The sequence below is a fragment of the Colwellia sp. genome (assembly GCF_013215345.1).
Lineage (GTDB): Bacteria > Pseudomonadota > Gammaproteobacteria > Enterobacterales > Alteromonadaceae > Colwellia.
On the sequence record NZ_JABSOV010000017.1, the window covers coordinates 20,019 to 40,594 of the forward strand.

Consider the following 20,576-nt stretch of genomic DNA (forward strand, 5'->3'; position numbering starts at 1 on the left):
TTATTGCTATTTACTAGTAAAATGGCTTTTTCTATTAGTTATCCCCCCTCTTGGTATAAATAACGCTATTGGCACTATGCTTGCAGTCTCACTGATATATCTTGTTTAACGTAAAAATATTGACAAAAGTGAGCGCACTATGGATATCAAAAGCAACTCTCTATATAGCCAAATGCAAAATATGTCGCTACAAGCCATGGGTAACAAATTACCTTCAGCTGATGCCATAGGTGTCAATGGTATTAATGGTAACAGTGTCGGCAAAATCAATGACTCAAGCAGTAGCTTTGGTAGCATGCTAACGGATGCCTTACAAAGCGTTAATGAATTGCAAAAAGAATCAGGTGACCTGAAAAGATCTTTTGAGATGGGTGACTCTAACGTCACCCTGGCTGAGGTGATGATTGCTTCATCTAAATCAGGTATTGCCCTGGATGCCACCATACAAATACGTAATAAGTTTGTTGAAGCATATAAAGAGATAATGAGCATGCCAGTCTAATTTAGTTGGCCTAAACGCAGCAATAGCTGCGTTACTTTCAATCGAAATAGACGAGCTATATCTCATTCAAGTGCCTTGCTTTTGATGGTTTTTCCTCAACTAAATAACAATATTATTGGTATTATTCGTCGATAGAATACCTTGTTAAAATAACAGTACAGCGGAGAAGTAAAGTGTCTGATACAAACGCAATGGTAGCAACTGATAGCGGTGATATGCTTGCCAGCGAAGCCGATAGTGGTGCGATGGAAGAGCAAAAATCAGGATTCGCTGCCTCATTAGGCAATGTTGATATTTTAAGGCAAATGACCATAGTGGTTGCCTTGGCTATTTGTTTGGCTATTGCGGTATTTGTCATTATGCTAGCCAATGAGCCGGAGTATCGCTTCTTGTCGAAGTTGCCAACGAAACAACTGATTACCACCATGGATTTCCTTGATGCTAATCAAGTGGAATACCGTCAAGAAAACAACACTATTTCAGTACCTACCGATGAATATCAAAATGTTAAATTATTACTCGCACGCGAAGGCTTGAACGATGAGCTTTCAGAAGGTGAAGATATTCTAATGAAAGACATGGGCTTTGGCGTTAGCCAACGCCTTGAACGAGAGCGATTACAATATGGCCGAGAGCAACAACTGGGCAAAACCGTAGCGCAACTGCAAAGTATTAGTCGTGCTAAAGTTTTATTAGCTATCCCACGTGAAAATGTTTTTGCTCGTCGCGAAAAAAGCCCATCCGCTACTGTGGTGTTAACCATGCGTCGAGGAAAAATTTTATCCGATGAAGAAGTTGATGCTGTGGTCGATATTATTGCCTCGGCAGTACAAGGTTTAAAGCCAAATCGTGTCACAGTTACCGATCAAAATGGTCGTTTACTTAATTCTGGCTCGCAAAATTCTTTTTCATCCCGCTCTCGTAATGAGTTTGAGATTGAACAAAAGCGCGAACAAGAGTACCTGAATAAAATTGATAGTATTCTTATTCCCGTGGTAGGTCTTGGTAACTATACCGCGCAAGTAGATGTCACTATGGATTTCACTAATGTTGAAGAAACCCAGCGCCGTTATAATGCTGATTTACCCGCGCTACGTAGTGAGATGAGTATTGAAACCAGTAATATAGGTGGCGCTTTAGGAGGCATTCCTGGCGCGTTAACTAACCAGCCGCCTATTGAGTCGGTTATTCCTGAAAATGCTGTTGGCGGTCAAAAGAAAAGTATGCCGAGTCGCAAACATTCAGAGTCGACAAAAAATTATGAGCTTGATGAAGCGATTAGTCATACCAAATCGCAAACAGGCATTATCAGACGGGTTAGTGTTTCTGTGGCTCTTGATTATGTTGCCGGCGCAGCAACTACCCCTGCTGAAGCGGGTGTCGATGCACCAGTAGCTACCATTGTACCTCGCTCGGCGGTTGAGGTTGCTAGTATTCGCCGGTTATTACAAGGTAGTATTGGTTTTGATTTACAGCGTGGCGATGTTTTAGAAGTGCTTACCATTCCTTTTAACCGTCCTGATTTTGGTGTGGTAGCAGAAATACCTATCTGGCAACAACCTTGGTTTGTTAAAGTGCTAAAATTAGTGTTAGGCGCCTTGGTTATTATCGTTTTAATATTAGCGGTTGTTCGCCCTATGCTGAAACGTTTAATCTACCCAGACCAAACCCCTGATGATTATGGTGATAAGTCACTAGACAGCCATATTGATTTAGGTGATGAAACTATGGATATGCTGACCTCAGATTTTGATGCAGGTGCGGTAGGATTTGCTCCAGATGGCAGTTTACAGTTACCTGATCTACATCGAGACGAAGACATACTTAAGGCGGTTCGTGCGCTAGTAGCAAATGAGCCAGAATTATCATCGCAAGTAGTGAAAAGTTGGTTGAACGAAGATGAGTGATGAACAAGAAGTCGGCGAATTAGCCGCAGCCCCTGCAGGCTTCGATGTAGAAAAGCTAGAAGGCTCTGAAAAAGCGGCAATACTATTGCTTAGCTTATCGGAAGAAGATGCTGCGCAAATATTAAAGCACCTTGAGCCAAAACAAGTACAGCAAGTAGGTACAGTTATGGCGGCAATGCAAGATTTTACGCAAGAAAAAATCACTGCTGTGCATAAACTCTTTATTCATGAAATACAAAACTTCTCTACCATTGGTTTCCAAAGTGAGGAGTTTGTTCGTAGAGCGTTAACTGCGGCATTAGGTGAAGACAAAGCCGGTAATTTAATCGATCAAATTGTTATGGGTGGTGGTGCTAAAGGTCTTGATTCATTGAAGTGGATGGACTCTAAGCAAGTAGCCAACATTATTCGTAATGAACATCCTCAAATACAAACCATTGTTTTATCATATCTTGAGCCAGAGCAATCTGCTGAGATCATGAGTCAATTTACCGATAAAGTCCGATTAGACTTGATGATGCGTATTGCCAATTTAGAAGAAGTACAACCGGCAGCCTTGCAAGAATTAAACGAGATTATGGAGAAACAGTTCGCCGGTCAAGCGGGCGCTCAAGCGGCGAAAATGGGCGGCTTAAAAGCGGCTGCAGATATAATGAACTACCTAGATACTAATGTTGAAGGTATGTTAATGGACTCAATCCGTGAAAATGATGAAGAAATGAGTCAACAAATTCAAGACTTGATGTTTGTCTTTGAAAACCTTGCCGATGTGGATGATCGCGGTATGCAAGCTATCTTACGTGAAGTACAGCAAGAAGCCTTAATGAAAGCGATTAAAGGCACGGATGAAGCACTAAAAGATAAGATAATGAGTAATATGTCTAAACGTGCTGCGGAAATGATGGCTGATGATTTAGAAGCTATGGGGCCGGTACGCATAAGTGAAGTGGAAGCGGCGCAAAAAGAAATTCTGTCAGTTGCTCGACGATTATCTGACGCAGGCGAAATTATGCTGGGCGGCGGTGGCGGTGGCGATGAGTTCTTATAACATCAAGCTAGCTTAGCTCATTTCATGTAAGCTCATCCCAAATTAGCTAAGCTCTGTTTTACCGAGCTTAGCTTGAATTAGCGCAGTAAAGGTACACTCATGTCAAAACTACCCATTCGTATTATAAAAGCGTCATCAGAGGATGTCACCGATGTTTGGTCTTTACCAGATGTCCAAGGTCAACCTAGTTCAGCAGATAAAGATAAAACCAATGCTTTTGGTAAAAAAAGTAACTGGGTCTATGAACCACCTGAGCCGGAAGAAGCTGAGCCACAGCCACTGACAGCACAAGAGATTGACGATATTCGAATAGCTGCCAGTGAAGAGGGCTTTAATCAGGGCAAAGAAGAAGGCTTCAGCAAAGGTTATGAAGAAGGTAAAGCTAAAGGGTTAGAAGAAGGGCAGCTACAAGGTATTAAAGAAGGTACTGAACAAGGATTAGCTCAAGGTAAAGAGCAAATTGAGCAACAAAGTGATAAATGGCAAAAATTAATTGAACAATTACACCAGCCACTGGCTAGCGTGGAAAAAAATGTCGAAGAGCAGTTACTTAATTTAGTTTTACAGCTAACAGAAGCTGTGGTGTTACATGAAGCGAAAACCAACCCCGACATTTTAATGACGGCAATAGCTACCGGCATCAAGAGTTTACCTAGCAGCGATGCACAAACCCAAATATGTTTAAATCCAAACGATATTAATTTAGTCGAAGCGCAATTTGGCGCAGAGCATATTGCCGAGCAAGGCTGGCGTTTACTGCCGGCACCTCAACTCCCTCAAGGTAGCTGTCAAATAGAAAACAGCACCTCAAATATCGACTTACAAATGAAAGCAAGACTAAAACAAGTGCTGGAACCTTTCTTGCAAGAAGCCTTACATCAAAGTTCTTAATTTATTGGGGCTTGATGGTTTATAGTTTAATACTTTTTAAGTTTGAAATTTTTTTCTAAAGGTAAACAATCCTATGGTTGATAGCTTACGTTTAACTGAGCGTTTAAAAAAAAGCCAACAATTTATTCATGACTTCAAGGCACCTGTTGCCGGTCGCTTAGTACGTGTTGTTGGTTTAACGCTAGAAGCGGTTGGCGTAAAAGCACATGTTGGTAGCCAATGTTTGGTTGAAACCGCACATGGTGATTTACTTGCTGAGGTGGTTGGTTTTGCCCAAGATATTACTTATTTAATGCCAGAAGAAAGTCTTCGTGGTGTTATGCCAGGTGCGCGAGTATTACCTATTTCCAGTAAGTTTAAGGTACCTTTATCTATGGACTTACTCGGCCGGGTAATTAACGGTGTCGGCAAACCCCTCGATGGTAAAGGGCCGATTAAATCAGATGATGATTACCATCATGATAGTAAACCGATGAACCCACTGTCTCGACGAGCCATCACCGAAGTACTTGATGTGGGTGTTCGCTCCATTAATAGTTTTATTAGTATTGGTAAAGGTCAACGAATGGGGCTTTTTGCTGGCTCAGGCGTTGGTAAAAGTGTGCTTATGGGCATGATGACTCGCGGCACTACAGCTGATGTTGTCGTTGTTGGCTTAGTGGGGGAGCGTGGCCGTGAAGTAAAAGAATTTATCGAAGAAATTTTAGGAGAAGAAGGGCTTAAGCGCGCCGTTGTCGTCGCTGCTCCAGCAGATAATTCACCGTTAATGCGCCTAAAAGGCTGTGAAACGGCAGTACAAATTAGTGAGTATTTTCGTGATCAAGGTTTAAATGTCTTGTTATTACTTGATTCCTTAACGCGCTACGCCCAAGCACAGCGTGAAATAGCCTTAGCGGTAGGTGAGCCTCCAGCAACCAAGGGTTATCCGCCGTCAGTGTTTTCAAAATTACCGCAATTAGTTGAACGTGCCGGTAATGGCGGCGAAGGACAAGGCTCTATCACCGCCTTTTATACGGTATTAACCGAAGGTGATGATTTGCAAGACCCTATTGCTGATGCGGCGCGTGCTATTTTAGATGGTCATGTGGTCTTGTCTCGAGAGTTAGCCGATGCAGGACATTATCCCGCGGTAAATATTGAAGGCTCTATTTCACGGGTTATGCCTGCGGTAACCAGTGATGAACACCAAGAATTGGCAAAGCAGCTAAAACAAATGTATGCCCTTTATCAGCAAAATAAAGATCTTATTGCTATCGGAGCTTATACCAAAGGTAATGATCCACGCATTGATCAAGCAATCAACGTGCTACCAGTGATTAACTTCTTTTTACAGCAAAAGATTAATGAAGTGATCCCCTATGATCAAAGTATTGCTCAGCTACAAGAAATTATTGCTGCAGCCCATGCTCATAATCAACAGAAAGCGTAGGTTTTTATTTAGCTCACTTGATATAAGAGCATTGATTTAAAGAGTAAATTTAATGGCAATGAAGCAACTAAATACCATATTAAAGTTTGAAAAAGATAACGAGCAACGCTGTGCCGATCAGTTAAAAATTGCTGAAAATGAGTATCAACAAAATATTACCCGCTTACAAGGTGTGGCAGATTACCGCTTAGAGTATATGAAGCGATTAAGTCAACGCGCAGAGCAAGGCTTAGACAGCGCTACTTACAGCCATTACCATGCCTTTATCGCTAAACTTGATACCGCTTCAGCGCAAGTAGAAATAGCGATGAATCAAGCAAAAGCATTAGTTGTTCAAAGTAAAAGTATTTGGCTTAAACAAAGGCAAAAGGTGAAAGCAGTTGAACTATTACGTGATAAGCGTTTACAAAAACTGGCAGTAGCAGCAGACAGAGCGGAACAGAAGATGTTTGACGAAATCGCCACTCAGCAATTTGTACGCCGCCCAAAGCGTTAGTTATATTGCGACATGCTAAGTTTTAAATTGAGTTATTGGAATGATTATTGCTGTACTTAACTTATACATAGCTAGTAAAGCACTAACAAATAACTAGCAAAGGGCTTATATAGCGTTTAGATGAGCGTTTTAAGGCGAGAATGTTTAGTAATACGCCGCATGAATTTTATTATTTTAGCTAATTTCGACAATTGGAATGACTATGCAATCAGCAAGTGTTTTACCTGTTTTTGTATCACAAGATACTGATTTAAAAACTAAAGGCTCTTCTACTTCATCAGAAAGTCGAGATAAAGAGGCTGAGTTTTCTCGTTTGGTTGAACAACATGTCAGCGATGAAAGTAAAGTAACAACTGACCGGGAGTCGCAAAGAAAAGCAGCATTATCTTCGGCAACGCATGGTAATGCTATTGCCGCTGACGGCAAAAATGACACCGATGAAGTCAATAGCCGCCAAGAAAGTGACCCTGCGGCACAAGGTACTGCCAATGAAAGTCATGGCAATCAAGACAATACCAATTTAGATAATACCGAGCAGTCGCCGGCAACTAACCCCTTGGCGAAAGAGGGTGAGAAAGATGAAGATAATCCAGCCAACAATAAAGCATTAACTGAATCTGAGCAGTTTATTGCGCTACTTTATAATAGCGATCAAACGTTAACTAATGCCGCGGACAAATCAAACAAGAGTGAGCAGGCTAATAGCAAACAAATTAACCCTGCCATTAATGGTACCGCCGACATTACTGATGTTAAGAATCAAAGTGAAAAAATTAGCCTAGACGCTGATGAGCAATCTAGCGAGCATAAACTTAAAGCTTTTTCAAAAGAAGACTTACTCGCCAGAGCTCAGTTAAAAGAGGGGGCTTTAGCGCTGCAACCTAGCGATAAAGTGTTAAAAGATTACCAACAATTGTTACAGTCACAGCAAAGCACTATTAAAAGCCAAAGTATCACTAGCGAGCAGTTAATGAATGCCAAATTAACTGTCGAACAGCTGAAAAATAATAAAGTCACCGATTTAGCGGCGAGCGTTGCAGTAGCCAGTAAAGGCCAACTTTCTGAGCAGGTAGACTCAGGTTTATACCAATTGCCCGTTGAACCTATTGTCAAAGGAAAGTTGACCGCTGGAGGTGAGTTGCTTTTGGCTAAAGAGGCATTAGTGAAAGAATCTGCAGCTAAAACTAAAGCGGCCATAAGTGAAAGTAATGCCAGTTCAGCAGCTAAACCTTCAGGTGAGAACAATGTCGAATTGGCAGGTGATGCCGCTGAAGCAAGTGAACAGGCAACTAAAAACGCTAACAATGCACTTGCAGCAATGACTAATAAGGCTAGTCCTAGTAAGTCTAAATTGGACCAATCAGCTAATGCCATTAATGCAACGAATGCACAGCTAAGCAAGGTGGATTTAGATAAGGTGATGACAGAGCGAGCTTCTCAAACACTAGCTACTAATGACGTTACGGCGAAAGAGCAGCCTTTAGATACACAAATAAAACAACCCTTGTTGACCAATGCCCAAGTACAAGCATTGCAACAGGCTCAGCAGCAAAGTCAATCAGTAAGCAGTGAACAGCAAGCCATTGATGATACTAGTGCTGAATATGATGAAGCTATGCTGTTGTCACAAGAAAAACCAGTGGAGCAGGGGGTAAAAGTAACGAGTAAGGTGAGCGACAATATTAGCACACGTTCTTTCGCTGAGTCACAAGCACTAACCATGCAAGCTACACAAACTAAACAAGGCAATGATGCCTATGTTGAGCATCAAGCATCCGAAGTACTCAGTCATACCGTTGCTAGCGATACTGCGCAAATTCAGAAAAATAATGTGCAACTTCAGCAAGAAACCATAGCCATCTTTAGAAAAGACTTTGCCGATGCAGTCAAAGACAAAGTTATGCTGATGATTAACCAGAAGCTACAGCAATTTGATATCACTCTGGATCCGCCTGAGTTTGGCAATATGCAAGTGCGTGTTAATTTACAAGGTGAGCAAGCAAGCGTTAATTTTGTTGTGCAAAACCAACAAGCCAAAGACGCATTAGAGCAGAATATGTCTAAATTAAGGGATATGCTTGCAGAGCAGGGCGTCGATGTCGGCGAAGCTAATGTTGAGCAACAAAATCAGCAGCAAAGTAATGATGAAAATAATGCAAACTCTGATAATGATAGAGCATCATTATCAACAAGCCTAGATGAAGGTGATGATACGGTAGAGCACGCTTTATCGGCTAAGTTGTTTGATTCTTCTGCAACAGGCGTAGATTACTATGCTTAATTGGCTAAAATGAAGTTAAGTTGATGAAAACACATTGGCTCAAAGAGTATTCAAGGATATAGTCTATCAATAAATACTATGTCATTAATTAGTCACTATTATTTTGATTTTTTATGGCGGTAAATTTAAAGGATTCTCATGGCAGACGAAAAAGAAAATGGTAAAGACGGCGAGTTAGAGCTAGATAACTCAGGAAAAAAGAAAAAAATGATGATTATCATCATTGCGGTTGTTGTTTTGCTCGGCGGTGGTGGTGCAGGTTACTTCTTCTTAATGGGCGATAGCGGTACAAGTACCAGTCAAGTAGATATCGATGCGGCATTAGATAGTGATAGCGGCGAAGCTGCAGTGGTTGAAGCTGATTCAGGTGCACAATTGGGCTCTGCTTTATACGTACCAATGCCTAGACCGTTTCGCTTTAATGTACCTGGCGCTGCCCGTGACCGTTTTGTCGAAATACGGGTGCAATTGCTGGTTCGTGGTGGCGATAATGAAGAGAATGCTAAAATGCATATTCCGCTAATTGAAAGTACTTTACTGGGGGTTTTCTCTCAAGCTAACGCCGATGATTTGGCAACAAGTGCCGGGAAGGCTTCCTTAAAGCAGCAGTCGTTAGCGGCTGTTCAGAAAATAATGACAGATGTAGAAGGTGATAAAACCGTAGAAAAGGTACTTTTTACTGGTTTTGTCATGCAATAGCTAGCAGAGCATAGCCGCAATAAGTTAGCAATAAAAGTTAATAGCACAGGTTGACAGTAGAAGTTAACAGTAAAAGATAACGTTAAATTAATCATCAATATAAGAGTTAAATTAACACTTACATTGATGTTTGTATTGATAATTAAGAAGAGACTATCGAGTGAGTGATTTATTATCCCAAGACGAGATTGATGCCTTATTACATGGTGTTGATGATGTTGAAGACGAAGAGGATGTTGAGGATGTCGTTCAATCGAAAGACGGCACCTCTGATTATGACTTCTCTTCACAGGATCGTATTGTTCGTGGTCGCATGCCAACCTTGGAAATGGTCAACGAACGCTTTGCTCGCCATATGCGTATTAGCTTATTTAATATGATGCGCCGTACAGCAGAAGTCTCTATTAATGGCATTCAGATGATTAAGTTTGGTGAGTACATACATACCTTGTTTGTCCCCACTAGTCTGAATATGGTACGTTTTCGTCCATTAAAAGGCACAGCATTAATCACCATGGAAGCTCGCTTAGTTTTTATTCTAGTCGATAACTTTTTTGGTGGTGATGGCCGCTATCATGCAAAAATAGAGGGTCGAGAATTCACCCCGACAGAACGCCGCATTATTCAAATGCTATTAAAGCTGATTTTTGAAGATTACAAAGAAGCTTGGTCGCCGGTAATGGATGTTTCGTTTGAGTATTTAGACTCAGAAGTTAACCCATCGATGGCAAATATTGTTAGTCCAACAGAAGTGGTGGTTATAAGCTCTTTTCACATTGAGTTAGACGGTGGTGGTGGTGATTTCCATATTGCTTTGCCTTATTCAATGCTCGAGCCCATTCGTGAGTTACTTGATGCTGGTGTGCAAAGTGATAAAGAAGACACCGATATGCGTTGGTCAAAGGCGCTTCGTGATGAGATTATGGATGTGCCCGTCGCCATCAATACTAAATTTATTGAGGTTGATATTCCTTTAAGTCAACTTATGGAATTACAAGCCGGTGATATTATCCCTATTGAAATGCCTGAACACATTACTGTGTTAATTGAAGACTTACCTACTTTTAGAGCTAAACTAGGGCGCAGTCGAGATAATATAGCCTTGAAAATCGAATCGAAAATTAAGCGACCAGAGTCGGTTAAATCTGAATTAACCATTTTAACTAAAGGTGGAAAACGCCTTGATAGTGATGCAGAGCTTCATCTGCTAGAAGATGACTTATAAACTATTTTTCAGAATAAAGTAAGTCGACCTATTTGAACCAAATTTATAAATTGAGGCCAGCGGTATGAGTGACGATAAAGACGAAGATTTAAGTATGTGGGATGAGGCGCTAGATGAACAAGCCGAAGCCAGAGTTGCCGGTGAAGGTGCTGAAACTGTTGAGCTAGAAGAACTCACTGAGGAAGATGCACCTATTACCGGTGCAGAAAAGCGTAAGCTTGATGCTATTTTAGATATTCCTGTGACTATTTCTATGGAAGTTGGCCGAAGTCATATTAGTATTCGAAACTTATTACAATTGAATCAAGGCTCTGTAGTTGAATTGGATAGAGTTGCTGGTGAGTCACTTGATGTCTTAGTTAATGGCACCTTGATTGCTCACGGTGAAGTGGTAGTGGTGAATGATAAGTTTGGTATTCGCTTAACAGATGTGATTAGCCAAGTTGAACGTATTAAAAAGTTAAAATAGATAAAGCTATTAAGCTTATAAAGTTACTCTGACATGAACAAAGATATTTAATCTATGATAATAAAAATAATGCGTGTTTTTTTTGCTATTAGCTGTTACTTACTATCTTTGCTGGCGCTAGCACAAGATAGTACAGTCGATAGCACTGTTGATAGTACTGTCACTGAAAACCACTCAGCTCACAAAGCTATAATTGCAGAGGTTGCTGGTCATGACAGCATAGTTGATAAAGACAAGGCTAATGAAAGCATGGCTGAGGATGGTTTGAATGCACCAGTATCTTTAGATGGTAGAACGGTCAATAACACTCCTGAGGTTGGCAAACATGTGATGTCTAACATGAATGCTGGCAGTATGATTTTATCTTTGTTGATGGTTTTGGCGTTAATTATTATCTGTGCCTTTGTGCTCAAGCGTTTTAATCTTTCCCAGCAAGGCATTAGCCAGCTTAAAGTCATCACCAGTCTGTCCTTAGGTACTAAAGAGCGATTGATAGTGGTGCAAGTAGGTGAGCAACAATTACTGCTTGGGGTAACTGCTCAACAAATCACCTTATTGGAAACGTTAGCAGAGCCACTAACTAAGCAAGGTATTAATACTGCAGCTTTGCCAAAAAATATATTGTCTTTTTTATCCGCTAAAAAGTCGTAGTGGCTATTGTTTTAAAAGTTAGATTACCATTATATTATTAAAGTTTGCCTTTAATACCAAATGGATTAATAAATCGACCAACTTAGAACTTCAATAGCGAGCTTAGAACAAACAAAATGAGTTAAACATAGTTACTCTATATTTCATTCGTTTTGTGAAGTTATCAGTTTGCTACTGAGCTCCCAAAGGGCGAGTTTAAAAGGCATATAGGCAGCGTTATTGATTTTGACAAGGGAACAACCATTCTCTACAATCAATGCCTTGCCTCTAAGCCTTTAATTCTCGTTAAGTGATCGATTAATTAGTCCGATTGGTATAAGTTAGGCTTATAAATTTAGGATGTTCAGGGAACCATGAAAAGAATTTCGTTATTCATCATCATAGCTTTATCCTTACTCACTGTGAGTTTTGGCGCATTTGCCGAAGATTTATCATTGTCAGCATTAACACTCACCACGAACCCCGATGGCTCGCAGGAGTATTCGGTAAATTTACAAATACTCATTTTTATGACCGCGCTCAGCTTTATTCCTGCTGCTGTTATAATGATGACGTCATTTACCCGCATCGTGGTGATTATGGCTATTTTACGACAAGCTTTTGGTCTTCAGCAAACACCGTCGAATCAAGTCATTATCGGCTTAACGCTTTTTATGACGCTGTTCATTATGACGCCAGTCTATAATCAAATAGATAGAACGGCCATTCAGCCCTATATAGCAGAGCAGTTAACCTCTAGTGAAGCTATCAACCTTGGCAAGATACCGTTGCGTGCTTTTATGTTGGAGCAAACTCGTATTAAAGATCTTGATACCTTAGCCGGTATGGCTGGTATTGAAGCGGTAGACAATCCAACTGATTTACCTATGACGGTAATCATCCCTGCTTTTATAATCAGTGAATTAAAAACCGCTTTTCAAATTGGTTTTATATTATTTATTCCTTTTTTAATCATTGATTTAGTTGTCGCCAGTATTTTGATGGCAATGGGTATGATGATGCTATCGCCTATGATTGTCTCTTTACCTTTTAAACTGATGTTATTTGTTTTGGTTGATGGTTGGAACTTAGTGATTGGTACTATCGCAACCAGCTATGGTATGGGACGTTAGTGAAACTGCGAAGCTATTTCTGCTGCAATAGTGATTCACTAACATTTAATAAATAGGGTAGACAAGAGAGTAGCTTATGGGACCTGAAATCTATGTAGATATACTCGGTGATGCATTATTACTCGTTATCATACTAGTAAGTGCTATCATCTTGCCCAGTCTTGCGGTGGGGTTAATGGTTGCTGTTTTTCAAGCGGCTACTTCAATTAATGAGCAGACCTTAAGTTTTTTACCGCGATTAATTGTCACCTTACTTTCTTTGATTATTGGTGGGCATTGGCTATTACAAAAAATTATGGACTATACCATTCGCCTTATTGCTAGTATTCCCAGTGTTATTATCTAATGGTTAGCTTTGTATCACCTCTGATTATGGTCTTTAACACAACCGTTAGCGGACTCTAGACATGGAATTTACTGAGACCATTATTAACCAATTTATGGCAGACCTTATTTTGCCATTTAGCCGCGTCTCTGCCTTGATTATGACCATGATAGGTTTTAGCTCTAAAACCATTCCAGGGCGCGTAAAACTCTTTTTATCCTTAGCCATTACCGTCGCTATCATGCCGGCCATCCCACCCGTTAAAGTGATTGATTTAATGTCACTCACTACCGCTATATTACTGGGACAACAGATGATTATCGGTATTATGCTTGGCTTTGTCACCATTATGGTAGTCAATACCTTTACCTTGGCCGGGCAAATTATTGCTATGCAGTCCGGTCTTGGTTTCGCTTCATTAATTGATCCCGCTAGTGGCATGAATGTCCCTGCCATTGGGCAATTCTTTTTAATATTATCCTCACTGCTATTTTGGGCAATGGACGGACATCTGGCTTATCTGCACTTCATTGTCGCTAGTTTTGAAACCTTACCTATTCCCACCGAACATCTATCTAGCATCAAATATAGAGAAGTCGTTGAGTGGGGCGGTTGGATGTTTGCTACTGCGCTCTCTCTTGCTATAGCACCGGTAACAGCGATGTTATTGATAAATTTCTCTTTTGGTATAATGACCAGAGCCGCGCCACAATTGAACATCTTTGCTATTGGTTTTCCTATCACTATGATGGCCGGTTTACTTATTATGTGGCTAACCTTCGGTAATTTCTTTACTCATTTTGAAATACAGTGGCAACGCGCACTGGATTTTAGCTGTTACCTTATTGACTGTCAGGCAAGATAAATGGCTGATTCTGATAGTGGTGAAAAAACTGAAGAACCCACGGCAAAAAAACTCACCGATGCCAGAAAAAAGGGTCAAATTGCCCGCTCTAAAGATTTAGGTACGTTTTTTGTCTTAGTAGGTAGTGCTTGTGCCATGTTGCTCATGGGGAAGTCTTTAGCTACCGCTATGGCTAATATGATGACGCATATGTTTAGCTTAAGTCGAGAAGAAGCCATGGATGTCAATGCGCTTTTTAAAGTGGTCAATGATGGTATTTACCAGGTTGTACCACCATTAATGTGGATCTTTTTTATTGTTATGTTAGCGGCATTTATCGGTAATACCTTGCTTGGCGGTATGAGTTTTTCGTGGGAAGCGATGATGCCAAAAGCAAGTAGACTCTCTCCTATAGCTGGCTTTAAAAGAATGTTTGGCGTACAAGCTGCGGTTGAGTTGCTGAAATCAATATTAAAGTTTTTTGTGGTATTTATTGTCGCTTATTTACTGCTTAATGGCCTTTTTGAGCAAATTTTAGGCTTGAGTCGAGAAACCATTCCGACTAATTTCGAACATTCAACGACTATGTTACTGTGGATGTTTTTAGTGTTGGCCTTATCGATAGGCATTATTGTGGTTATTGATGCGCCGTACCAAGTTTGGAATCATAACCGCCAATTAAAAATGACTAAGCAAGAAATTAAAGATGAGCATAAAGGCACAGAAGGTAGCCCTGAAATAAAACAGCGAATTCGTCGAACGCAATATGAAATGTCACAACGACGTATGATGCAAGACGTTCCAGATTCAGATGTAGTGATAACAAACCCGACGCACTTTTCTATCGCACTCAAGTATGATGCCGCAGTTGGGGGAGCGCCTGTGCTGGTGGCAAAAGGTGTTGATGAAATGGCGCTACATATCCGCACCATTGCTAAAGAGCATCAAGTTGAAATAATTCAATCACCGGCTTTAGCACGCTCAATATATTATACTGCCGAAGTTGGTGATGATATTCCTGAAGAGCTATTTGCCGCTGTAGCCCAAGTGTTGGCCTTTATCTTTCAGCTTAACGAACATAAAAAAGGTAATGCTAAAAAACCCATCCCGGTAGCTAAAAACTTGCCTATTCCAGATGATTTCAGATATTAGCTCAACCTTTCATTGCCAATAGTTCTCGCTGGTAAATAGAGAAGTAAATACCGCTAACCACCTATTTTGGTATAAGAATTGCTACTTCATGCTAACTGTCAAAAAAACATCATGAAGTAGTAATGCAATTAGCCGCTTATTTTAATCAATTTGATAAATCGAAGTTACGTCATTTCTCCGGGTTGGGTACTCCAATTTTGGTTATGGCAGCCTTAGGTATGGTTATCTTACCCATGCCACCTTGGTTATTAGATATTCTGTTTTCCTTTAATATTGCACTCTCTCTTGTGGTGTTACTGATTACCGTTTATACCTTGAAACCCCTAGATTTTGGCTCCTTTCCGGCCGTTTTACTGGTGGCAACTATTTTACGTTTAGCCCTGAATGTCGCCAGTACTCGAGTAGTGCTATTAGAAGGGCATGAAGGCCCTCAGGCGGCAGGTAAAGTTATTGAAGCATTTGGCTCGGTAGTTATTGGAGGTAATTATGCTGTCGGTTTAGTGGTATTCTTAATCTTAATTATTATTAACTTCGTTGTGGTGACTAAAGGTGCGGGTCGGATTGCTGAAGTGACAGCCCGTTTTACTTTAGATGCCATGCCGGGTAAACAAATGGCAATTGATGCCGATTTAAATGCGGGTTTCATCACCCAAGAGGAAGCAAAAGAGCGCCGTACTGAAGTAACCAATGAAGCAGATTTTTATGGCTCAATGGATGGTGCCAGTAAATTTGTAAAAGGTGATGCCATAGCGGGTATTCTTATTCTTTTTATTAATATTGTTGGTGGCTTAATAATCGGTATGGTGCAGCATGACCTAACATTCAGTAATGCGGTTGAAATTTATACTCTACTTACTATTGGAGATGGTCTTGTTGCGCAAATTCCTGGGTTGTTGTTATCGGTTGGTACGGCTATAGTCGTTACTCGTCAAAATACCTCCCAAGATATGGGCGAGCAAGTGAGCAGCCAATTAGGCCAAGAGAAATCGCTTTATATTGCCGCGGGTATCATGTTTGTTATGGGCGTAATACCTGGCATGCCACATTTTGTCTTTATATTATTTGCATTTCTTATTGCTGCCACTGCCTTTTTCGGCGCTAAAAATAAAGAAAGTAAAGCGGTTGAATTGGCAAAAATAGAACAAGATGAGCAAGTACAGCATCAACAAAAAGAAGATGACGTGAAAGAGTTGGACTGGGATGATGTCAATCATGTCGATATTATTGGTCTAGAAATAGGTTATCGTCTAATCCCTCTGGTAGATAAAGCGCAAGGTGGTGAATTACTCAGTCGTATTAAAGGTGTACGTAAAAAGTTATCGCAAGAGTTTGGCTTTTTAGTACCTGCAGTACACATTCGAGATAATCTAGATTTAGATCCAAACAGTTATCAGATATCGCTTATGGGCGTTGTAGTTGGCAGTGCGCAAATTCGTCACGACCAAGAACTAGCCATTAACCCTGGGCAGGTTTTTGGTACCCTTGATGGTGTTGCCACTAAAGACCCTGCCTTTGGTTTAGATGCTACTTGGATTAATAAAAATCAGCGAGATCAAGCGCAAACACTAGGTTACACCGTAGTTGATTCAGCAACGGTATTAGCTACGCATTTAAGTCAGATATTAACCAATAATGCCGCTCAACTGCTTGGCCATGAAGAAGTACAAAACTTATTGGACTTACTTGCTAAAAATTACCCTAAGTTAGTTGAAGGTTTTGTTCCCGATACGCTTACTTTGGGCACGGTTGTTAAAGTACTACAAAGCCTAATGAACGAAGGTGTTGCTGTACGTGATATGCGTTCTATAGTGCAAACGCTTGTTGAATACGGTCCAAAAAGCCAAGATGCTGAAGTGCTAACCGCCGCGGTACGCATTAGTATTAGAAAGTTTATTATCCAAGATCTAGTTGGTAGCGCAAAAGAAGTGCCCGTCATAACTTTGGCTCCAGAATTGGAACAAATGTTGCATCAGTCTATGCAGATGGCAGGAGATGATGGCGCTGGTATTGAACCTGGCTTAGCGGAACGCTTACAAAAATCATTAACTGAAGGAGCAAACCAGCAAGAAATGGCAGGTGATACTCCTATATTATTAACGTCGGGAATATTGCGTCAGGTATTGGCTAAGTTTGTTAAATACACAATACCAAGTTTACGCGTGATTTCTTATCAAGAAATACCTGATGATAAACAAATTAAAATCGTTAGTGCTATCGGGCAGTAACAACAAGTCAAAGTTATGCAGGTCATAGCTTAACTAAGAGCAAAGGTAGAGGTTAGCTATGAAAATTAGACGTTTTGTTGCCAAAGATATGCGCACCGCATTAACACAGATCAAAGAAGAACTTGGCGTTGATGCGGTTATTATGTCTAATAAAAAGATTCCAGAAGGTGTGGAATTAATGGCTGCTGTAGATTATAACCAAGCCGTGCCACCTGCTAAGTTTCCTGAAAAAAATAGTCAAGAGAGGCTAAATGCTTCAAGCTCAAGAGAAGTCAGTAATGATGTCGTTAGCCTGGGTCAACGAACACAGCCACAAAATAATATTTCAGCATCAGCATTACCAGTAGCAGAAAACGATAATAGCGCTGACCATGCACCGGTAGATAGTTTATCAGCATTACTCAATCGTCAAGTTCAACAGTCTGCTCAGCAGCAGCCAATCCAGCAAGCGACTCAGCAACATCAGCAAGTTGCTAACAATCTCGATGAATCAACTATCGAGCAGCAGATGAAAAGTTTTACCGATCGCCTCAGTCATCCGAATCCGAATAATTTACCCTCAACATACCAACAACAGATGGGAAGCTCGGCAAATGTCCAGGATGATGACCAAATAACCGCTAACGTATCAAAGAATATATTATCTGCTAGTCCTATTGCTATGGATGTTAATAATGATGCACAGGTGTCATCACAAGATTTTGCCAAAATGCAGCAAGAAATGGCCTCAATACGCTCATTACTAGAACACCAAGTTTCAGGGTTGATGTGGCAAGATATGGCGCAGAAAGACCCGCAACGAGCAGTACTGGTAAATCGATTACTCGCTTTGGGTCTGAATGAACAAATTGCCGATCAAATTGCCGGCTATGTACCAGAGCATTGTCATGAAAAAGAAGCATGGTCACAAGCAACTCAACTTATCGCTAAGCAAATTAATACTACACAAAATGATATTATTAATCGTGGCGGTGTTGTTGCGCTAGTTGGGCCAACAGGGGTAGGGAAAACTACTACTATAGCTAAACTTGCCGCAGGATTTTCTCAAGTACATGGTAGCGATCAAGTAGCTCTTATTTCTACGGATACTTTCCGTATTGCTGGTTTTGAGCAATTAGCAACCTATGGCAAGATTATTGGTTGTCAGGTGAGCCTTGCCAAAGATAGCCAAGCATTAGATGCTCTGTTACAGCAATACTCAAAGAAGAAATTAATTTTAATTGATACTGCTGGCATGGGGCAACGTGACATACGTTTAGCAGAACAATTAACCGCATTAGTGACTAATGCTCGAGTTAGAATTCGAAATTACTTGGTTCTAGCGGCTAACACGCAGCAAGGCGTGATGCAAGAAAATGTAGATCGCTTTAAAAAAGTACCATTATCGGGTTGTATTTATACTAAACTTGATGAAAGTATCAGTATTGGTGAAATAATTACAACTTCGATTCAAAATGGCTTACCAATAGGGTATCTTACTGATGGGCAAAGAGTTCCAGAAGATATTAAAGTTGCAAATGCTGAGAAGTTAGTTACTCTTGCAGATAAGATGGCAACTAAGTCAGCTAACAACAACGTAAGTATATTGCGGCCAATGCCAGTTGCGCCCGCCGCAATAGTATAAGGTTCTAGCTAATAGCTTAAACAGATATGATTAGAAGAAATAATTAAATGATAGATCAAGCGAGCGGCTTAAGAAAGATGCAAGACCTACAGCAAGTTAAAGTAGTAGCAGTTTCAGGCGGAAAAGGTGGTGTTGGTAAAACAAACACCGCCCTTAATACTGCTATTGCCTTAGGACAACAGGGTAAACGAGTATTAGTGCTTGATGCCGATTTAGGCCTTGCTAATGTAGATGTGATGCTAGGACTCAGAGTCAAACGTAACTTATCTCATGTATTGTCAGGCGAATGTGAGCTCGATGATATTATTATTGAAGGTCCTGCCGGGATTAACATTATTCCGGCAACATCAGGATCGCAATCTATGGTGGATTTAACGCCATCAGAGCATGCCGGCCTCATTCGAGCCTTTAGTGAAATGCAAGCACAGTTTGATGTGCTGATAATTGATACGGCTGCCGGTATTTCCGATATGGTATTGAGCTTTACCCGGGCGGCGCAAGATGTGATGTTAGTTGTTTGTGATGAACCTACCTCGATTACTGATTGTTATGCTTTAATGAAATTACTTAGCCGTGATCACGGTGTCTTCAAATTTAAAGTTGTTGCTAATATGGTTCGAAGTCCAAAAGAAGGACAACAACTGTTTGCCAAACTAACAAAAGTAACCGATAGATTTTTAGATGTGGCTATAGAGTTAGTCGCGGTCATTCCCTTCGATGAAAATATGCGAAAGTCTGTGCGTAAGCAACAAGTTATTGTGGAAGCTTATCCGCAATCTCCAGCAGCGTTAGCTTATATTGATTTAGCTAAAAAAGTAAGCCAATGGCCAATTCCTAAGCAAGCTTCAGGGCACTTAGAATTCTTTATTGAGCAGTTACTCGCGAACTAAATAACTGACCAATTAAGCATGTCTTCAATGAGAGCAATAATACGTGGTAAAAGCAAATAGCTACAATAGTCTAATTGATAAATCAGCTTTGCTTGAACAACACACTGTTTTGGTAAAGCGCATTGCCTATCATTTATTGGCAAGGTTGCCAGCGAGTGTGTTAGTAGACGATTTAATTCAATCGGGTATGATTGGCTTATTTGAAGCAGCCAATAATTTTGATAACAGTAAAGGTGCTAGTTTTGAAACGTTTGCCGGGATTAGAATTCGCGGTGCTATGCTAGATGAAATACGTCGAGGAGATTGGACACCACGTTCGGTACACAAAAATAGCCGAATGATAAGTGAAGCCATTAAACAACTCGAAGCGCAATTTGGTAGAGATGTTTCTGATATTGAAGTTGCTGAAAAACTTGATATTTCATTAAATGACTACCATCATATATTAAGAGAAGTCAGTACAGGAAAAATACTCGGTATTGACGATTTAGGTGTTAATGAAGATGCGATAAAGGTAGGTGATGATTATCTAGGCGATGATCCCTATCAAAGTATTGAACACAGCGCTTTTAAAAAAGGCTTAGCTCAATGCATTAGCTCTTTACCAGAGAGAGAAGCTTTAGTACTGTCTCTATATTACGATGAAGAATTGAATTTACGAGAAATTGGTAAAGTGCTTGATGTGAGTGAATCACGGGTAAGCCAAATACATAGTCAAGCGATGCATCGGCTAAAAGCACGCATGCATTCTTGGCAAAGTTAGCAGACTTGTCAACAGACAACTTGCTATAAAAACTACCTTGTTA

The 20,576-nt window shown here is 40.5% G+C and carries 19 protein-coding genes; all 19 read left to right on the forward strand.

What is annotated here, in order from left to right; translation table 11 throughout:
* Positions 1-139 precede the first annotated feature (139 nt).
* The 19 genes from fliE (at position 140) to HRT50_RS03700 (ending at position 20,533) form a co-directional block, all read left to right on the forward strand.
* The gene (gene fliE / locus HRT50_RS03610) at positions 140-502 is read left to right on the forward strand and encodes a flagellar hook-basal body complex protein FliE (RefSeq protein ID WP_291611419.1); all 363 of its coding nucleotides are present in this window, start codon (positions 140-142) and stop codon (positions 500-502) included.
* A 215-nt stretch (positions 503-717) separates the two neighbouring features.
* A complete protein-coding gene (fliF, locus tag HRT50_RS03615; RefSeq protein WP_291611501.1) occupies positions 718-2,409 on the forward strand; it encodes a flagellar basal-body MS-ring/collar protein FliF in 1,692 nt (563 codons plus the stop codon).
* On the forward strand, positions 2,402-3,457 hold the full coding sequence (fliG, locus tag HRT50_RS03620) for a flagellar motor switch protein FliG (RefSeq protein ID WP_291611421.1): 1,056 nt from the start codon (positions 2,402-2,404) through the stop codon (positions 3,455-3,457). Before fliF ends, fliG begins: the two co-directional genes overlap by 8 nt.
* Before the next feature lie 99 nt (positions 3,458-3,556).
* On the forward strand, positions 3,557-4,348 hold the full coding sequence (fliH, locus tag HRT50_RS03625) for a flagellar assembly protein FliH (RefSeq protein WP_291611423.1): 792 nt from the start codon (positions 3,557-3,559) through the stop codon (positions 4,346-4,348).
* A 73-nt stretch (positions 4,349-4,421) separates the two neighbouring features.
* Positions 4,422-5,777: a flagellar protein export ATPase FliI gene (gene fliI, locus HRT50_RS03630; protein WP_291611425.1), complete on the forward strand. Its 1,356-nt coding sequence runs from the start codon at positions 4,422-4,424 to the stop codon at positions 5,775-5,777.
* Positions 5,778-5,829: 52 nt separating this feature from the next.
* A complete protein-coding gene (gene fliJ / locus HRT50_RS03635) occupies positions 5,830-6,273 on the forward strand; it encodes a flagellar export protein FliJ (protein WP_291611427.1) in 444 nt (147 codons plus the stop codon).
* A gap of 202 nt (positions 6,274-6,475) precedes the next feature.
* On the forward strand, positions 6,476-8,554 hold the full coding sequence (locus HRT50_RS03640; protein WP_291611429.1) for a flagellar hook-length control protein FliK: 2,079 nt from the start codon (positions 6,476-6,478) through the stop codon (positions 8,552-8,554).
* Positions 8,555-8,692: 138 nt separating this feature from the next.
* Positions 8,693-9,253: a flagellar basal body-associated protein FliL gene (fliL, locus tag HRT50_RS03645; protein WP_291611431.1), complete on the forward strand. Its 561-nt coding sequence runs from the start codon at positions 8,693-8,695 to the stop codon at positions 9,251-9,253.
* A 160-nt stretch (positions 9,254-9,413) separates the two neighbouring features.
* On the forward strand, positions 9,414-10,478 hold the full coding sequence (gene fliM / locus HRT50_RS03650) for a flagellar motor switch protein FliM (protein ID WP_291611433.1): 1,065 nt from the start codon (positions 9,414-9,416) through the stop codon (positions 10,476-10,478).
* A 64-nt stretch (positions 10,479-10,542) separates the two neighbouring features.
* The gene (fliN, locus tag HRT50_RS03655) at positions 10,543-10,947 is read left to right on the forward strand and encodes a flagellar motor switch protein FliN (RefSeq protein WP_291611435.1); all 405 of its coding nucleotides are present in this window, start codon (positions 10,543-10,545) and stop codon (positions 10,945-10,947) included.
* A gap of 54 nt (positions 10,948-11,001) precedes the next feature.
* Positions 11,002-11,598, forward strand: coding sequence for a flagellar biosynthetic protein FliO (gene fliO / locus HRT50_RS03660; RefSeq protein WP_291611437.1), 597 nt, complete (start codon positions 11,002-11,004; stop codon positions 11,596-11,598).
* Between the two features lie 353 nt (positions 11,599-11,951).
* The gene (gene fliP, locus HRT50_RS03665) at positions 11,952-12,710 is read left to right on the forward strand and encodes a flagellar type III secretion system pore protein FliP (protein ID WP_291611439.1); all 759 of its coding nucleotides are present in this window, start codon (positions 11,952-11,954) and stop codon (positions 12,708-12,710) included.
* Between the two features lie 76 nt (positions 12,711-12,786).
* Positions 12,787-13,056 (forward strand): flagellar biosynthesis protein FliQ, encoded by a 270-nt coding sequence (gene fliQ, locus HRT50_RS03670; RefSeq protein WP_291611441.1) that lies wholly within the window; start codon positions 12,787-12,789, stop codon positions 13,054-13,056.
* A gap of 61 nt (positions 13,057-13,117) precedes the next feature.
* A complete protein-coding gene (gene fliR, locus HRT50_RS03675; RefSeq protein ID WP_291611443.1) occupies positions 13,118-13,900 on the forward strand; it encodes a flagellar biosynthetic protein FliR in 783 nt (260 codons plus the stop codon).
* Positions 13,901-15,031 carry a flagellar biosynthesis protein FlhB gene (gene flhB / locus HRT50_RS03680; protein ID WP_291611445.1) on the forward strand — a complete coding sequence of 377 codons (1,131 nt, stop codon included), beginning with the start codon at positions 13,901-13,903 and terminating at the stop codon, positions 15,029-15,031.
* Positions 15,032-15,153: 122 nt separating this feature from the next.
* Positions 15,154-17,256, forward strand: a complete 2,103-nt coding sequence (gene flhA, locus HRT50_RS03685; RefSeq protein ID WP_291611447.1) for a flagellar biosynthesis protein FlhA — start codon at positions 15,154-15,156, stop codon at positions 17,254-17,256.
* Between the two features lie 58 nt (positions 17,257-17,314).
* A complete protein-coding gene (flhF, locus tag HRT50_RS03690) occupies positions 17,315-18,880 on the forward strand; it encodes a flagellar biosynthesis protein FlhF (RefSeq protein WP_291611449.1) in 1,566 nt (521 codons plus the stop codon).
* Between the two features lie 47 nt (positions 18,881-18,927).
* A complete protein-coding gene (locus HRT50_RS03695) occupies positions 18,928-19,770 on the forward strand; it encodes a MinD/ParA family protein (protein WP_291611452.1) in 843 nt (280 codons plus the stop codon).
* A gap of 43 nt (positions 19,771-19,813) precedes the next feature.
* A complete protein-coding gene (locus tag HRT50_RS03700) occupies positions 19,814-20,533 on the forward strand; it encodes an RNA polymerase sigma factor FliA (RefSeq protein WP_291611454.1) in 720 nt (239 codons plus the stop codon).
* Positions 20,534-20,576: the final 43 nt, after the last annotated feature.

Excerpts from the sequence above, each read along its gene's own strand:
- HRT50_RS03695 (WP_291611452.1), top strand. The coding sequence starts at position 18,928 with ATGATAGATCAAGCGAGCGGCTTAAGAAAGATGCAAGACCTACAGCAA.
- flhA (WP_291611447.1), top strand. The coding sequence starts at position 15,154 with ATGCAATTAGCCGCTTATTTTAATCAATTTGATAAATCGAAGTTACGT.
- flhB (WP_291611445.1), top strand. The coding sequence starts at position 13,901 with ATGGCTGATTCTGATAGTGGTGAAAAAACTGAAGAACCCACGGCAAAA.
- HRT50_RS03640 (WP_291611429.1), top strand. The coding sequence starts at position 6,476 with ATGCAATCAGCAAGTGTTTTACCTGTTTTTGTATCACAAGATACTGAT.
- fliE (WP_291611419.1), top strand. The coding sequence starts at position 140 with ATGGATATCAAAAGCAACTCTCTATATAGCCAAATGCAAAATATGTCG.
- fliO (WP_291611437.1), top strand. The coding sequence starts at position 11,002 with ATGATAATAAAAATAATGCGTGTTTTTTTTGCTATTAGCTGTTACTTA.
- flhF (WP_291611449.1), top strand. The coding sequence starts at position 17,315 with ATGAAAATTAGACGTTTTGTTGCCAAAGATATGCGCACCGCATTAACA.
- fliR (WP_291611443.1), top strand. The coding sequence starts at position 13,118 with ATGGAATTTACTGAGACCATTATTAACCAATTTATGGCAGACCTTATT.
- fliP (WP_291611439.1), top strand. The coding sequence starts at position 11,952 with ATGAAAAGAATTTCGTTATTCATCATCATAGCTTTATCCTTACTCACT.
- fliN (WP_291611435.1), top strand. The coding sequence starts at position 10,543 with ATGAGTGACGATAAAGACGAAGATTTAAGTATGTGGGATGAGGCGCTA.
- fliG (WP_291611421.1), top strand. The coding sequence starts at position 2,402 with ATGAGTGATGAACAAGAAGTCGGCGAATTAGCCGCAGCCCCTGCAGGC.
- fliL (WP_291611431.1), top strand. The coding sequence starts at position 8,693 with ATGGCAGACGAAAAAGAAAATGGTAAAGACGGCGAGTTAGAGCTAGAT.
- fliF (WP_291611501.1), top strand. The coding sequence starts at position 718 with ATGCTTGCCAGCGAAGCCGATAGTGGTGCGATGGAAGAGCAAAAATCA.
- fliI (WP_291611425.1), top strand. The coding sequence starts at position 4,422 with ATGGTTGATAGCTTACGTTTAACTGAGCGTTTAAAAAAAAGCCAACAA.
- fliJ (WP_291611427.1), top strand. The coding sequence starts at position 5,830 with ATGGCAATGAAGCAACTAAATACCATATTAAAGTTTGAAAAAGATAAC.
- fliH (WP_291611423.1), top strand. The coding sequence starts at position 3,557 with ATGTCAAAACTACCCATTCGTATTATAAAAGCGTCATCAGAGGATGTC.
- fliQ (WP_291611441.1), top strand. The coding sequence starts at position 12,787 with ATGGGACCTGAAATCTATGTAGATATACTCGGTGATGCATTATTACTC.